The 15,026-nt window shown below is 49.1% G+C and carries 12 protein-coding genes; 7 read left to right on the top strand and 5 right to left on the bottom strand.

Features of this window, described 5'->3' with window-relative positions; translation table 11 throughout:
- Positions 1 to 172 precede the first annotated feature (172 nt).
- Both AC1VYS_RS09665 and AC1VYS_RS09660 read right to left on the bottom strand, forming a co-directional pair.
- Positions 173 to 664: a phosphatidylglycerophosphatase A family protein gene (locus tag AC1VYS_RS09665; RefSeq protein WP_482914061.1), complete on the bottom strand. Its 492-nt coding sequence runs from the start codon at positions 662 to 664 to the stop codon at positions 173 to 175.
- A 476-nt stretch (positions 665 to 1,140) separates the two neighbouring features.
- On the bottom strand, positions 1,141 to 5,364 hold the full coding sequence (locus tag AC1VYS_RS09660; protein ID WP_482914060.1) for a DNA polymerase III subunit alpha: 4,224 nt from the start codon (positions 5,362 to 5,364) through the stop codon (positions 1,141 to 1,143).
- Positions 5,365 to 5,652: 288 nt separating this feature from the next.
- Between AC1VYS_RS09660 and AC1VYS_RS09655 the strand changes: the two genes are divergently transcribed.
- The 3 genes from AC1VYS_RS09655 to AC1VYS_RS09645 all read left to right on the top strand — a co-directional run bounded on the left by AC1VYS_RS09655 (position 5,653) and on the right by AC1VYS_RS09645 (position 6,910).
- A complete protein-coding gene (locus AC1VYS_RS09655; protein WP_090920214.1) occupies positions 5,653 to 5,982 on the top strand; it encodes a YtrH family sporulation protein in 330 nt (109 codons plus the stop codon).
- A gap of 25 nt (positions 5,983 to 6,007) precedes the next feature.
- On the top strand, positions 6,008 to 6,496 hold the full coding sequence (locus AC1VYS_RS09650; protein ID WP_482914059.1) for a sporulation membrane protein YtrI: 489 nt from the start codon (positions 6,008 to 6,010) through the stop codon (positions 6,494 to 6,496).
- A 93-nt stretch (positions 6,497 to 6,589) separates the two neighbouring features.
- Entirely contained in the window at positions 6,590 to 6,910 is a 321-nt protein-coding gene (locus AC1VYS_RS09645) for a YtpI family protein (RefSeq protein ID WP_482914058.1), read from the top strand.
- Positions 6,911 to 7,177: 267 nt separating this feature from the next.
- On the opposite strand, the gene AC1VYS_RS09640 is transcribed toward AC1VYS_RS09645, so the two are convergent.
- The 3 genes from AC1VYS_RS09640 to AC1VYS_RS09630 all read right to left on the bottom strand — a co-directional run bounded on the left by AC1VYS_RS09640 (position 7,178) and on the right by AC1VYS_RS09630 (position 9,662).
- The gene (locus AC1VYS_RS09640) at positions 7,178 to 8,512 is read right to left on the bottom strand and encodes a DRTGG domain-containing protein (protein ID WP_482914057.1); all 1,335 of its coding nucleotides are present in this window, start codon (positions 8,510 to 8,512) and stop codon (positions 7,178 to 7,180) included.
- A 200-nt stretch (positions 8,513 to 8,712) separates the two neighbouring features.
- A complete protein-coding gene (locus tag AC1VYS_RS09635) occupies positions 8,713 to 8,997 on the bottom strand; it encodes a hypothetical protein (protein WP_482914056.1) in 285 nt (94 codons plus the stop codon).
- A 317-nt stretch (positions 8,998 to 9,314) separates the two neighbouring features.
- A complete protein-coding gene (locus AC1VYS_RS09630; RefSeq protein ID WP_441925632.1) occupies positions 9,315 to 9,662 on the bottom strand; it encodes a YlbF/YmcA family competence regulator in 348 nt (115 codons plus the stop codon).
- 234 nt (positions 9,663 to 9,896) lie between these two features.
- On the opposite strand from AC1VYS_RS09630, the gene AC1VYS_RS09625 reads away from it, so the two are divergent.
- The 4 genes from AC1VYS_RS09625 (at position 9,897) to AC1VYS_RS09610 (ending at position 15,026) form a co-directional block, all read left to right on the top strand.
- The gene (locus AC1VYS_RS09625; RefSeq protein ID WP_482914055.1) at positions 9,897 to 11,264 is read left to right on the top strand and encodes a YheC/YheD family endospore coat-associated protein; all 1,368 of its coding nucleotides are present in this window, start codon (positions 9,897 to 9,899) and stop codon (positions 11,262 to 11,264) included.
- A 30-nt stretch (positions 11,265 to 11,294) separates the two neighbouring features.
- Complete coding sequence (locus AC1VYS_RS09620) at positions 11,295 to 12,485, top strand: YheC/YheD family endospore coat-associated protein (RefSeq protein ID WP_482914054.1); 1,191 nt, start codon at positions 11,295 to 11,297, stop codon at positions 12,483 to 12,485.
- A 61-nt stretch (positions 12,486 to 12,546) separates the two neighbouring features.
- A complete protein-coding gene (locus tag AC1VYS_RS09615) occupies positions 12,547 to 13,920 on the top strand; it encodes a YheC/YheD family endospore coat-associated protein (RefSeq protein ID WP_482914053.1) in 1,374 nt (457 codons plus the stop codon).
- Positions 13,920 to 15,026, top strand: coding sequence for a YheC/YheD family endospore coat-associated protein (locus tag AC1VYS_RS09610; protein WP_482914052.1), 1,107 nt, complete (start codon positions 13,920 to 13,922; stop codon positions 15,024 to 15,026). Before AC1VYS_RS09615 ends, AC1VYS_RS09610 begins: the two co-directional genes overlap by 1 nt.

The following is a 15,026-nucleotide window of genomic DNA, read 5'->3' as shown; positions in this document are numbered from 1 at the left end:
GATGATTCGGGACATTGACCGCTGCTTGGCGAACCAGAAGGTCATCGTTATGTGATGTAAGTCGCAGACTTTTTCCACTCGGCAAAAACCTTCCAGGGCAGCCATAGCCGCCCCTGATTCTTTTAAACAGGTTGAAGGGATACCCTCGCTATTTACATGGTAATCATGGATTTTAAACGTCTGAAGAGTATTTCTTGGCTTTAATATTTTTGTGTGCGATCCGGGCGGAGGCTGCGGCGGCCAGACCAGCGACCAGATCATCGAGAAAGACATGAACCGCAGTTTTTTGTTCGTTCAAGTCATGAATTACGCCCATCTTTTCTTTATCCAGATATCCAAAACTGGTCAGACCAATCATGCCATACACATGCGTTATCCCTATAGCCAGAGTCTCGTCCACTCCGTAGAGGGACTCATCTGCTTCCATAATGGCTTGCAACGGTTGGGGCAGAAGTTTTTTTTCAGCCAGTTCGTCAAGCGCAATGCCTGTGTACAGCGTGTACTGTACCTCTCTTTTTTGCAAAACGGATTTCACGCTGGTTACACAGTCGTCCATGGTCAATTCCGGGTGGTACCCTTTCTGCAAACGATATACAATTTCTGCGATAGCATCAATCTGTACACCTCGCCGGGCCAGCATAGCTTCCGCGATCTCATATGACATATCTCGACCTCCCGCATCAATCCCCCGAGAACCTCAAGGTTCTTCGGTGTTCTCAAGTGTATGCAGTGAACTCGCAAAATGTTCATAAAATGTGCGAATGTACATGCTCAAACGCATGTTGCCCCGCGGCTATTCCCCGATTTGCTCAAGTCGTATGCAAGGATTGTTGAAGATAGCGAACCACAGCAGATCTGCTAGTGGCCAACAAGTAGAGATCATGGCTCATAAAATAGCATTTTCCGGCGGTTTTTGCTGTTTTTCACCGGAGTAGTCCTTCTTACGATTGTTACACATAAAAAAGTGTATATTTACGCAAGGTAAATATTCTTGTTGATTGTTGGCACTTAACATAAAAGAAGATTACGCTTGACGCTTGCTAAAACTTTTATGTAGAAAAAAAGAATGTCCGCCGTTCTATATTATAAACGGCGGACATCTCTGCTGAAGCCTGAAGGTGGTCATCCACCTGCTTCAGCCTATTTGATTTTGACTGTGCCTTCACCAAGCATCTTCTCCATTTCGGAGAACAGTGCCGGTGAAGGTTTGATCCGGTAGGCGTCGCTCAGGGCGAGCAGCTTCTGTTGCTGCTCGTAGAAGAGCACGGTCGCCACCGGGCCAGGGTGCTGCTGGAGCAACTCTTTGAGGCGCGCCAGCAGTTCGGGCTTCTCGGCCTGCGGGGTGAGCTTCACGAACACCCGCTGCTCGGCCCCACGCGGCGCGCGGCCCTGCTCTGCCGCGCTAGCCGCTGGCGCTGCACTGCCCGCGCTTGCGCTGGCTGCGGCGCCTGTGCCTGCCCCGCTGCGCGTCGCGGCAGGGGCACGGCTTCCGCTTGCGCGCGCAGCGGAAGCGTCAACGCCTGCGCTGCTGCGCTGCGCTGCGGCTCCTGCGCCCGCCGGCCGCTGCGGCGAAGCCGCCTGCGCCGGGCGCGAAGCGCTGCCGCTGCCGGGCTTGCCGCGGCGCTCGCGGCTGCGCAGCTGCTGTTCCAGTGCCGCCGGTGTCAGCGGCGACACTTCCTCGGCCAGCAGCTTAAACCCTTCGTCCTGCTGCTGCACCTTGGCACGCACGACGAGCAGTTCACCTTTCCCGACATGCTGCTGGCTCCGCCGCCATACCTCGGGAAAGAGAACCACTTCGCAGCGTTCGACCTGGTCTTCCAGCTCCATGAACGCCATGGCCTTGCCCTGTTTCGTCGTAATCGACTTCACAGACACCACCATACCTGCGGCGACGGCCATCGTATCGTCAGCCGCCTCCGTCAATTCCATAATCCGGTCAGCTCCGCTCGATGTGAGCACATCTTCGTAATCATCCAGTGGATGACCGGACAGATACAGCCCAAGCAATTCACGTTCCAGTTCCAATTGTTGACTTGCCGAGAATGGCGGAATTTCAGGATATTCAATCTCCCAGTTTGGTGTCTCCACAAAGTCAAACAGCTGAATCTGCAAGTCTTCACGCTCTTTACGCCATTTCAGAGCCGCTTCAACCGTCTCATCTAACATCGCCAGCAATTGAGCACGGTGTCCTGGCAAGCTGTCAAATGCCCCCGCCTGAATCAGCGATTCAATAACACGTTTGTTGCACACCCTCAGATCAACACGGCGACAAAAATCGAGCAGGCTATCGAACGGTTTTTCCTGCCGAACAGCCATGATGCTTTCCATGGCCTGCGTACCTACATTTTTTACCGCAGCCAGCCCAAACCGAATGGCTCCTGAAGACCATTTCGTTACTGCGCTACTCTCCTCATCGCTTAATTCAGATGCCTTTTCCTGAATCTGTCCATGCGTCTGATCGCGATTCTGGTTGTGTGTCTCATCCTCAGACTGAGCATACTCGGCAGCCTGCATCCTATCATGATCCCGCTTTTCTTGCTGATCATGAACCTGTTCCGATCCAAGGACAGTGTCCGATACAGATATTCTCACCAGACCCGGCTCTAACTTATGGCCCGACTCTTTCGAATCTGACTTAGTAGATACAGCCTGCCAACCTTCGTCGTATCCACTTCTCTCCATTTCCGTTAAGTGTTCGTTATTCTCCGGCATAGGCCCAGGATCATCGGGTAACGGCACCTCTCCGTAATCCCCATGTTCCTCATAGTTATCATAAGAAACACCTTCACGGGCTTCGGGAGCTTCAAGTCTTTCGGGTTGTCCACCTGTAACTGCAAGCTCACTGTGCTTATCCTGTTCAATACCACCCAATTCCCCTGCTTCACCGTTCTCCTTCACAGCAGACGAAGCAAACACAGGTGTGAACAAAATGCCACTCTCATTCACATCCGGTGGAAGCACATTAATCTGCATGTGACGGCATTCGACTACATATTCTGCAACCTTGCGATGGCTGCCCATAACAGCAGTAAGCATGGAGGCCATGAAATGGATGGGATAATGGGCTTTCAAATATGCCGTTTGGAACGCAAGGACGCCATATGCTGCTGCGTGAGCACGCGGAAAACCGTAGTTCGCAAACTTGACAATCATATCGTAGACGAGGTCTGCTTCCGCTTCGCTATATCCCTGTTTCAGACTGCCCTGAACAAAGTGGCCTCGTTCCAGATCGAGCACTTCCCGTTTTTTCTTCGATACAGCTCGGCGAAGCAAATCCGCTTCTCCCAAGGAAAAGCCCGCCATGCGGGATGCTATCTGCATGATCTGCTCTTGATACACAATGATGCCGTACGTATCTTTCAGAATCGACTTCAGATCATCATGTGGATATTCCACTTCAATCTGACCATGCTTACCCTGAATGTATTTGGAGATAAACTCCATCGGACCTGGACGATACAACGCCAGTACGGAGATAATATCTTCGAACACACTCGGCTTCATTTCCTTCAACACACGGCGTACTCCGGCAGATTCCAGCTGAAATATACCCATCGTATCACCGCGTCCCAGCATCTCATACGTAAGTGGATCGTTGTCAGCAATCCGTGTAAAATCGGGAACTTCTGCGTGCTCCCCAATCCAGCGCAAGCACCGTTCAATAATGGAGAGCGTACGCAGACCGAGAAAATCCATCTTAAGTAGCCCAATAGACTCCAGATTTTCCATAGAATACTGCGTTAAAGCTGTACCCTCACTACCTTCTTGAAGTGGTACAGCATCTGTCAGCGGGTCCCTGGAAATGACAACACCCGCAGCATGAGTGGAAGCATGACGCGGCATTCCTTCAACCTTCATCGCCATATCCAGTAGCTCTCGTGTCTTGGGTTTCGTTTCATACAGCATCTTCAGCTCAGGCGTAGCTTCCATTGCACGCTCGATGTTGATACCAAGCTGTGCAGGAATCAGCTTCGCTGCCTTGTCCACTTCTCCATAGGGTACATTAAGCGCCCGCCCCACATCACGAACAGCAGCCCTTGCGGCCATCGTACCAAATGTAATAATCTGCGCAACATGAGCTTTGCCGTACTTATCTGCCACGTAATCAATAACCTCGTCACGCCGCTCATCACTGAAATCGATATCAATATCGGGCATGGATATGCGTTCAGGATTAAGGAACCGCTCAAAGAGCAAATTGTACTTCATCGGGTCGACATCGGTAATGCGCAGTGTATACGCAACCAGACTTCCTGCCGATGAACCCCGTCCTGGCCCGGTAACAATGCCTTGCTTGTGCGCATACGCGATGAAATCCCACACGATCAGGAAATAATCCGAGAACCCCATGCTGTCGATAACACGCAGTTCATAGTCCAGCCGTTGATCCAGCTCTGTTCGGAGCACCTCATCGTTCCAGCGATCAGAATCGGCATAACGTGCGTTCATGCCTTCCTCACACAACTGACGCAGATATGCTGATGGACTCAGACCTTCAGGCAATGGACGGTATTCTGGCAAAATCGATTTGCCAAACTCCAGCTCCAGTTCGCAAGAATCTGCGATCCGCACCGTATTGGCAATGGCCTCCGGCACATGAGGGAACAGGCGAGACATCTGCTCTGCGCTCTTCAAAAACAGTTGGTTTGTTCCAATTCGTAAACGTGTTTCGTCGTCAACGGTTTTGCCTGTCCCAATACAGATTAGCACGTCCTGCAGCTCTGCATCCTCTTCGGATAAATAATGGGCATCATTCGTTGCGACTAGTGGAATTTCCAGTTCAGCTGCGAGCTTGATCAGTTGAGGGTTGACTCTTTTTTGCTCAGCCAGCCCGTGATCCTGCAATTCCAGATAAAAATCGGAGCCAAAAATATTTTTGTAACGCATTGCCGCACGGCGTGCCTCTTCTTCACGTCCATGCAGCAGATGTTGGGGAACTTCGCCGCCCAAACAGGCGCTCAGACAGATAATCCCCTCATGATGTGCTGCCAGACTCTCCATATCGATACGCGGTTTGTAATGGAAACCCTCCAGATGTCCGATGGAACACAGCTTCATCAGGTTACGATAACCGGTCATATTTTTCGCCAGCAAAATCAAATGATGAATCGGTTGATCCTTCCGGCTTCCCCGTTCCTTACGAGAACCCGCCGTCATATATGCTTCACAGCCGATAATCGGTTTAATTCCCCGTGCTATGCAGGCTTTATAAAATGGAATAGCACCATACATCACGCCATGATCGGTCAGCGCCAGTGTCGTCATTCCCAGATCTGCGGCTTTATCCACGAGATCCGGAATACGCGCAGCGCCATCCAGCAAACTATATTCACTGTGAACATGCAAATGCACAAAAGAACTCATGTTTTTTTACTTCCTTTCCCCGCTTACAGTGGCAGCTCTCATCATTGATGCTGTGTGCCGCCGTAGTGTACTTTATAATGCGCAAAATCCGAATCATCGAAGTTCGCGTAAATATGCACCTACATGAATGTTCCCGCTAAAATTAAATCTCTATCTAAATATAAGAGTTTATTATTCTATTTTATCATAACGTCAGGGGGCTCGCCCATACATTAGAAGTACAAGCTGCTCCCCCTGTTGCTAACCAAAGACAGGAGGTAGACTGCTGGTCTGAAAGGGGTGTTACGGGTGAGCACTTTTTTATCCAAAGCCATTCTCGACTTTTTTATTGCATTCGGAATCGTGCTGGGCGGCGCGATGATTGGAGGTATAGGGGCGGTTATCTCTCTCCAGCCTCCCACACAAACGATGCTCGATATTTCCGGCAAGATCAAAATATGGGCACTCGCTGCCGCTGTGGGCGGTACGATCGACCCGATGCGTGTGATTGAGAGCAATTTTCTGGATGGGAACCTGTCACCGGCAGTCAAACAAATCCTTTATCTCATCTCAGCCTTTATGGGTGCACATATGGGAACCGAACTGGTGAAATGGGTGTGCGGCGGGGGCAGGGGTTAATGAAGATGACCCATGATAACTCCGCATGAGATTGCCTCCCTTCTCCCGTTACCGCCCGCTGATGCGCATGACTGCCGTATTTGTGCTGGGAATGATCGCTGGATGTGTCGTGTATAACGGTGTCTTTCATCTCAGTTACAACAAACTGTGGCTGAATAATCAGGAATTGCAGCTTCAGCTGCACCAGAACGAGGAGGATATTAAAACACTGAAAAAATACAGTAAACGCCAAACGGTCATCAAAGAGATCAAAGTTCGTGCCGAAGAATCCGACAAAGGCCCGGACGAGGCTTCGCTGAAATTGATGCTGCAAAAACTCGGGGACGAGCTTGAAGTCCTGCGAGGCAGAGATGTATTTAACATCGATGAATATAGCAAAATGACACGTATCATGCTTAACCAGAAAATTTATAAAGTCAGAGAAAAAGAATATTCCGTTCAAGTTAAAACGATGCTTGTCATGGAAGGCGTTTTGCAGGTCTGGGTACAGATTCGCACGCATGTTCCGGCTTAATATCCGAAAACTGCAAAAAAACTGCCCTTGTTTTCATGTTCACATGATACAATAAGGGCAGTCTATGTTTTCCAGAAAAGGAGCTGCTTCTGCGTGTTGATCGAAGTATTCAAATATGTACTGATTGCCCTCTTCGCTATCGCTATGGTCTGTTCTGCACTGAACAGCATTCGTTCACGCCGGACATCCGACAACCATGAAGCGGGTTTGTACCGTTCCTGGACGAATATCTGGATGGGCTGCATGCTCATCATTCTCGCGCTAATCCTGATGTTTGTTTTCACCGGTTCTACCTTATCTGTCATTGTGGAAGCGCTTTTCCTGGTCATGGGAGCCTATAACGTATTTGCCGGTATTCGCAATCGCAGCTACTATGCCAGACTTAAGCAACATTCCAGCGACTCACCTGCTTAGGCTGGGTTCTTCTACAAGCCTAAGCGTTTCGGAGTAAATCTGGCTGGGACAAGGGTTTTGAAAAAAGAGAGCATGCCCGTACAATCGGGTGAATAGGGTATGCCGTATAGGCTTTGCAGCATAGCTGCTAGCTTTACATGCTGAGATGCCAATGCTTCACAGCAGATAAACGGTCACCTTTTCCCCTGACCGGGCTATCGCTCTCTTTTTGATGTGCCTGGATATGATGTTCAATCGATCGGTTTCGAGAACATCTGCGCATTTATTTCAAGCATGGTCTATGGACTGCAGCGTCATGACTGCTTTGCATACCACACTGCCCTCGCGAGTAATGACGATATCCATTTTACACGTCCGGCGACTCGTCTCCAGAATCATGGGGCGTACCATAATCTGATCCTCAATCTGCACCGGGCGGACAAAATAAGTCGTTACGTTATCGACCACATGGTCATTACCTGTGACGTCCCAAGCTGCTCTTCGGGCAGCTTGTGTCATGACATTCAACAGTACGCCTTCCGAGATCGTACCCAGATCTGTAGCCATCTGGGGAATAATAAAGCCGTGGAACAACAGTTCATTCTGCTCCCCGCGCTCCTCCGCAAATCCGTTCCAGATCAGATGATCAAAGGTTTCACCAAGCTGAGGTTGCTTCTGCGCATCACGCATGGCCTGCAACACTTCCTTACGCGTAACGGAAGCAATAAGCTTACGATTACGATCAACGATGGGGAGGAAATCAATGCCTTCCCATGTCATGATCTGCGCAGCGGAAGCAAGGGAGGTCTGTAACGATGCCGTTATCGGGCGACGAACAACACACTTTTCAATACTTTGATCTGCCTGCAGTTCGCTAACATCTTTCAGACTTACAATCCCGATGACCCGGTTCCATTCATCTACTACCGGAAAGCGATGCTCCCCTGTCTCCGACACCAACGTATGAAAATCTGCTGCGGAACTCGTTACTTTAAGCACCTGCAATCGCGGTTTTTGGCCGATGATATCCTCTACCAGCATAATTTTTTTCTTGATCAGCCGGTCAAAGATAGCCCGGTTAATCATGGAGGCCACGGTAAAAGTATCATGTCTGGAGGAGATAATCGGCAATCCCAGCTCATCAGCCATAATCCTTACGTCTCTGCTTGTACCAAAACCACCCGTAATCAATACGCCGGCTCCCTGTTCCAATGCCAAGGAGTGGGCATCTTCCCTGTTCCCGACAATAAGCAAACTTCCGGCATCAATGTATCGTGCCATCGCCTGTTCCTTCATCGCTCCAATTACATATTTGTGCAATGGTTTGGTTAACCCCTCATTACCGCCAAGAACATGGCCCTCCACAATTGTGACAACATCGGCAAAAGTCAACTGCTCCGACATGCCCCGAGGTCTTTTCTCGATCCGCACTGTGCCGATTCTCTCTTTGGTCACGACCAATCCGAAGTTCTCCGCCTCTTTGACGGCACGATAAGCTGTCCCCTCACTTACGCCCAAATCACGCGCAAGTCCGCGCACTGAGATTTTGCTGCCTACCTTCAGTTGTTCGATATGCTGTAGAAGCTGCTCATGCTTCGTGACGTTCTCTTCCTGTCCGTCCATCTGTACCACCCCCGAGGTTACATCTGTACCATACTGTATCTATTATAACACGACCTTAGGAAAATAACCCCATCTGGAACCTGAACTTGTTAAGTAAAAAAATCTTGCTTCTATTGTAAAGAATCGGATCATGGAGGCTCTGCCTAAATACACAAATAAGACCGAAACCCCTTGAATCAAGGATTCCGGTCTTACCCTGCTCACACCGATTTACTCTGCTCTTGCTTGTCCAGCAGCTTCATCTCCCATTGCCGTAACTTCGCCCGGCGTATAGCCTCCAGCGCACGTTTCTTCTCCTCGTCCACGCCAAGAATGAAATGGAGGTGAGCACCTACAATCAGCAGAGAGAACAGCACCCACACGATGCCAAAAATATTAACCCAGTCCATTCCGCCAGCAAAGGAAATACGCGGAAGCGCAATAACCAGCATCGACAATGCAATCAGCAAATAGATGACATGTTTTGTTTTTTTCAACCTCTTCACTATTCACAGCTCCTTCGTTCGTTGATCTGTGATAAGCCGAACCAAAGTTATTTATACGTTTCACTCCAATGACAGAATAACCTTCCAGTCGCTGTTATCCCCAGATTTTTTTGATTCCCTTTAATTAAAGGGGAAAATCCGGTGATAAAGGCGAACGCTTCGCTCTTTCAGGTTTTTTCTGTCCTCTCCGTTCTAGTATAAATGATAAGTTCAACTTATATAGGTCAACTCTATATAGCTAGTCTATGAACGGTTCAGAGGGAATATGAGAGGAACAGAGAAAAAACAGACAAGTATATGCTTATTAAGCTTATAGCTTAAGCTTCTGCTCCGCCATACAGGTGAGCCAAGCTGTCTGCGATAATTTTATTTACATCCTCAATGATCACACTAAGGCGACGTTCTGCATCAAACAGGCGGCGGATGTTCAGGTTCAGACTCAATACTTCAAAGACTTTTTCCATCTTTTCCATCTCGTCCGGTGCTGGCATATCTCCGCTCATCATGCGTTGCTGCAGTTCCATCTGTTGGTTACGGAAGTTGTCCAGCATTGCTTTGGCTTCTGGATCAGCTTCAATCAATTTCATCGCAGAAGTAATTTCCTCTACCTCGTTGCTCTCTCTTAGTGCTTTTGCCAAATCATTGGCTTTGTCATAAATATTCATTATAATTCCTCCTCTAAATTGGTTGTTCATCCGTGTAAGAACATGCATTCTATGCACTCAAACAAAAGGTTCGGGATCAGGCCGCCCAAAAACGCCCCAAATCAAACACATTTAATTCCGGGTGGGTCAATCACCAAGGGGTATATGTCCTCATATGATGAAGCACATGCCATGTTCAGATGCCGTTCAACTTCAAGATCAGACATCAAGCTGCCGCCCGGAAGGAGATCCGTGATGTCCACTAAAAAAGTAACGATACAGGTTACCGGCTCGGGCATCCTGCAGGACGACGTCATCATGCTGGGCGAAGGGGTTCTCAAGACACTTAAGATTCCTTCGGGAAGACCTCTTCAACTGCAATTCGGTTCGTACCGTCGTGAGGTTACCGTTATTCCAGTTCCACGGTATGACGGACTAAGACTCAATCAGACGGTAGCCAGTAAAACCGGCCTTGTTCCCCGTTCAGTCCTGAGGTTATCTTACCGTGCTTCCAGCCATACACTTCGCCTGGGGCCCTACATCAGCGTTATGATCAGCCAGGATTACCCCGATCAGCCCGATCGACCCTTTGGCTCGATTACGATGTTCTGCCAGGAATTAGTGCATGCCTGCCGGAAGCAGGGCGCCTATGTATCCTTTTTCACACCGGAGGACATCGGAGCAGTAACCGGCTACATGAAAGGCTGGGTATATGATGACGGCTGGAAAAAGACCATTCTGCCAGTAGCAGATGTAGTCAATAACCGGCTGACGTCCCGCAAACTCGAGAACAAACCTAGCGTACAGCATTTTATGAAAGAAGTAAAATCGCTCTATGGCACACACACATTTAATGAAAAGTTTCTGGACAAAAATGAGGTGTTTGACGCACTTAAGTCGATCCCGACACTCAAACGGGTGCTGCCCGAATCCCATTTGCTCAAAACATCAGCAACCCTTAAGACGATGTGCCAACGTTATCCGGTCATCTTTTTGAAGCCGGTGCGCGGTTCACTGGGCAAAGGTATTATCCGGGTATCTCGCCAGGCAGAAGGAGGTTATCTGACTCTGGCGACAAGCGTTGGAGGTACCCGCAAACAATCTTATGCTTCTCTGGATAAACTGTATGCCAGTATGTCCGGAAAAATGAAAACAACGCGCTACCAGATCCAGCAAGGGTTAACCTTGATAGATCACAGCGGCAGACCGGTTGATTTCCGCGCGCTTGTGCAGAAGAACAAAACCGGCAAATGGAGCGTAACTTCCATCGTCGCCCGGATTGCAGGTGGTAGTCACTACGTTTCCAATCTGGCGCGAGGTGGAAGTCTCAGCACGGTCAAAGAAGCCGTAGCCAAAACTCAGCTATCCAGCGCCGCCAAAGCTTCCGCATATGCAGGACTGCACACGGCTGCACTGGATATTGCTAAAGGAATTGAAAGTGCTATTCCTGCCCATTTTGGTGAACTCGGCATAGATCTGGCGCTGGATACAAATGGACGCGTATGGTTGCTTGAGGTAAATTCAAAACCATCCAAAAATGATAATACACCGCTGAGTGAGAGCAAAATTCGCCCATCGGTCAAAGCGATGCTTGAATACTCCACATATCTGGCTGGATTCTGAAGTGTTATCTCATAAAGGAGGTGCAGCAACATGTTTAATTCGACTCAGATCTACACCATGGCTATACTCGTCCGAGAAGCAGAAGGCTCACCTCCCTTTGCAGATGAACGATTCTGCCGCAGGCTTTGTGTGGAAAGTCCCCGTTACGGGCTGCGAATCATCGTCATTCCGATTCCGATCAAATATATCGATGGCACCCTTCAGAGAGCATACATCTATCATCAGAAGCAATGGAGAGCCATTCGTATTCCTGCGATTGATCTGGTAATGAACCGCTGCCTGCACCCACTCTCCAAAAATGCAAAGCAGCAGCTGGAACAATATTTACCTCATGCCTCCGGTCTTCGCCAGCGCTCTTGGTCAACCGCACTTCCTGGCAAATGGGAGGTGCATCGCGCGCTAGTCAGATCAAACAGGATTCGGGCACTGCTTGCGCCAACATCCAGGGTAAGGTTATCTATTCCCTGGGAAATATGGCTTGCACGCTGGCCTAAAGGTTTATTTTTCAAATCTGCATCGGGAACTCATGGCAAGAACACCTTTCGCCTATCCAAGGGAGATACGCCATCTGTCTGGATCGTGGAAGGACGTAATACAGACAATGAACACTTTAATATGACATTTCATCGAGCAACAGACGTATCTTCCTGGCTGGAATCACATCAGGCTGTACAAAAGTTGATTGTGCAGCCTTATCTGGAGCTTAGCCATCATGGAAGAGCATTTGATATAAGGGCACTGGTACAAAAAAACGGGCAAGGGCGCTGGACGCTCACGGGATGCATGGTTCGGGAAGGAGCTGAAGGCTCTCTTACCTCGAATCTTCACGGCGGGGGTAACGCTTATCCTGCTGATGCATACCTTATCGAACAATATGGCAAAGACCAGGCTGCATCACTACAGCAACAGATCAAACATGCTGCCGCTCTCATCCCTCCGATGTTAGAGAGCCATTTCGGCAGACTTGCGGAACTTGGACTTGATTTTGGAGCGGATGTGGATGGCAGACTGTGGTTAATCGAAGTGAATTCCAAGCCAGGTCGCACCTCATTTGCCGAGGCGAATGACAAACACATGCACGCTCTGACGTATACACAACCGCTTGCTTACGCCCGTTATCTGCTGCAACAACATGTTCTCGCGGACGTCTCACGTCCAATGAAAATGCCGAATTCATCCAGCAAAGCTGGCCTGAAACGCATCCCGATTCCAGGCGACTGAGGCCTGTAATGCCTGCTTGCCAAGGAGCACAAGGATCTTTTTCAGGATAGGAGGATAAATCATGAGTTTGACCTTTTGTAACCTGCATTTCACCCAAAAACCCGAAAAAGTGGTGTATGTATCTAATGCTTTAATGAAAAGCCTCAATCTGTCTGGAAAAAAGACGATACATCTGCGTTTCGGGCGTGATCGCGTGCCAGCCACCATCAAACCCATTCGCAAAGCCGGGAAACATCTGTATCTCGCATCAGGCATCCGTAACTTAATGAACGTTCCGAAACGCGGAAACATTTATCTTCGCAACCTTCAGGATGGTGAAGTACAGCTTGGACCGCTCATCGGAGTACTGTCCGATGGTTCATCTTCAAGCTCAAATCCATTTGGTTCCCGTACAGGTTTCATTAAACAGCTGCTTCGTGAAGGAAGCCGCAAATCCTATATCTATGCCTTCACCCCGCGCGATATCAACTGGCAGAACGAGACGGTTTCCGGTTACTTTCTTAATGAGAGCGGGACTTTTTTCCGCAGGACGGTGCCATTGCCCGATGTCGTCTACAATCGTTTACCGAGTCGTCGCTCTGATTTCTCGCCGGCGATCAATCAGCTTCGTGAACGGTTTATTCGCCGCAAAATTCCTTTTTTCAACTGGAGCTTCTTCAATAAATCGGATATTTATAAATTACTGGAGAACGAACCGACCGCAGGACGTTACATCCCTGAATCTATTACCAACCCAACGATTGAACAGATGAAGGAAATGCTCGAGCGGCATCAGTTCGTTTATTATAAACCAACCGCGGGCAGTCTCGGAAACGGAATCTATCGTTTAACGTATTCGCCCAAACGTGGATATTTTGCACGTTATCGCAAAAAAGGCGGGAACGCCTTGCTGCGCTTCGGTTCGTTTAATAGTCTCATGCGTATGCTTCAAGGTCGACATGGCAAACAATTACGCGGCTATGTTGTTCAACAGGGAATACGGTTAATCGAAATTGACGATTGCCCTATTGATTTTCGTTTTCACATGCACAAAAACGGGAATAACCAGTGGGTTGTTGTCGGCATAGGCGCCAAAAAGGCAGGACGGGGAAGTGTCACAACCCACATCAAAAATGGCGGCTCTCTAATGACCCCTGAACAGGCGCTCAGCCGCAATTTCGGGGAACGTGCGGGCGAGGTTCTGCAGCAGGCGAAATCCGTCGCTATTACACTGGCCCAGGCGATTGAATCCCAGCACCAGCATCTGATTGGTGAGATTGGCTTTGATCTGGGCATTGATCAGGAGGAACATGTATGGATGTTCGAAGCGAACGCCAAACCCGGGCGCTCCATCTTCCGTCACCCTTCACTCCGGGTGGAGGGCAAATCGTCGGTGGAACACATTTTGGAGCATTGCCTGTATTTGAGCAAATTCCGGAAGAAGGAAGGCATTTGATGAGCCTTCATGATGATTTCAAACCTGTGATCGCCGTGCTCACCATGCATGATCAAAAGCGGATGTTCAGAGGGAATCATCAAAATTTTCAGGATATTCTGCAAACAGGTGAAAGCATGGGATATGTAGTTTATATCGTGACGGTCCGCGATCTTAATGTGAGCGGACCTACCGTGAAAGGATATACGTACAACAAAGGGAGCGGCAAATGGACTTCACAGCCGTTCCCCCTCCCTCACGTGTTGTATAACCGTATCCCTAATCGGGAAGACGAGCGCAAGCCTTCGGTTCAGCGAAAAATTGAAGAATGTCTGGAGTCCGGCATCGAGCTGTATAATCCTTATTTTTTCAATAAATGGAATCTGTTCGAATGGCTCAAAAAATCCAAGTCTACCCAGCAACTGGTTCCCCATACCCGGCGGATGCGCAGTGCATCTTCCCTCGGTACGGTTTTGCGAACCTATCCTTATCTGTATCTCAAACCGGAGAGCGGAAAGGCTGGCAAAGGCATCATGATGCTCAAATTTCAAGAAAAAGAAAAACTGCCTTACCGACTTAAAATACAGAATACTCGGAAAAGTATGACGTACAAGGCAGCCACCCTATCCAAGTTATGGGCCCGAATTCGCAAAGAAACCGGACATACGCCTTACATTATGCAGCAAGGTATTGAACTCGCCTCTTCCCACAAACGCCCATTCGACCTTCGTGTGCTTGTGCAGAAGAATGGCAAGGGCCAATGGAGTGTAACCGGAATCGGAGCACGACTCGCAGGCTCGCGCAGTATTACAACTCACGTACCTCGCGGCGGCACTGTAGAAGACCCCGAGAAGCTGCTTACAGAGCTATTCGGGGAAGAAATGGCAACGACGTTAATGAAGAGGGTAAAATCCACCTCACTCATGATAGCAAGACAGGTTGAGCGTGGCTCGGGATATACGCTTGGTGAAATGTCCATGGATCTTGGAGTAGATGATCTGGGCGAAATCTGGTTTTTCGAAGCCAATGCGAAACCGATGAAATTTGATGAACCACAGATCAGACGGCGTTCGCTGGAGCGTATTTTCCAGTACAGCGCCTATCTTGCCCGTCAGTCTGTACGATGA

This window comes from Paenibacillus sp. G34, assembly GCF_056856875.1.
The sequence above is the reverse complement of the archived record's forward strand: the minus strand, read 5'-3'. Positions and strand labels throughout refer to the sequence as shown.

Bases quoted from the DNA above. Each gene is read 5' to 3' on its own strand.
- AC1VYS_RS09660 (WP_482914060.1), bottom strand. From the start codon at position 5,364: ATGAGTTCTTTTGTGCATTTGCATGTTCACAGTGAATATAGTTTGCTG.
- AC1VYS_RS09665 (WP_482914061.1), bottom strand. From the start codon at position 664: ATGTCATATGAGATCGCGGAAGCTATGCTGGCCCGGCGAGGTGTACAG.
- AC1VYS_RS09610 (WP_482914052.1), top strand. From the start codon at position 13,920: ATGAGCCTTCATGATGATTTCAAACCTGTGATCGCCGTGCTCACCATG.
- AC1VYS_RS09640 (WP_482914057.1), bottom strand. From the start codon at position 8,512: ATGGACGGACAGGAAGAGAACGTCACGAAGCATGAGCAGCTTCTACAG.
- AC1VYS_RS09625 (WP_482914055.1), top strand. From the start codon at position 9,897: ATGTCCACTAAAAAAGTAACGATACAGGTTACCGGCTCGGGCATCCTG.
- AC1VYS_RS09620 (WP_482914054.1), top strand. From the start codon at position 11,295: ATGTTTAATTCGACTCAGATCTACACCATGGCTATACTCGTCCGAGAA.
- AC1VYS_RS09650 (WP_482914059.1), top strand. From the start codon at position 6,008: ATGAGATTGCCTCCCTTCTCCCGTTACCGCCCGCTGATGCGCATGACT.
- AC1VYS_RS09615 (WP_482914053.1), top strand. From the start codon at position 12,547: ATGAGTTTGACCTTTTGTAACCTGCATTTCACCCAAAAACCCGAAAAA.
- AC1VYS_RS09630 (WP_441925632.1), bottom strand. From the start codon at position 9,662: ATGAATATTTATGACAAAGCCAATGATTTGGCAAAAGCACTAAGAGAG.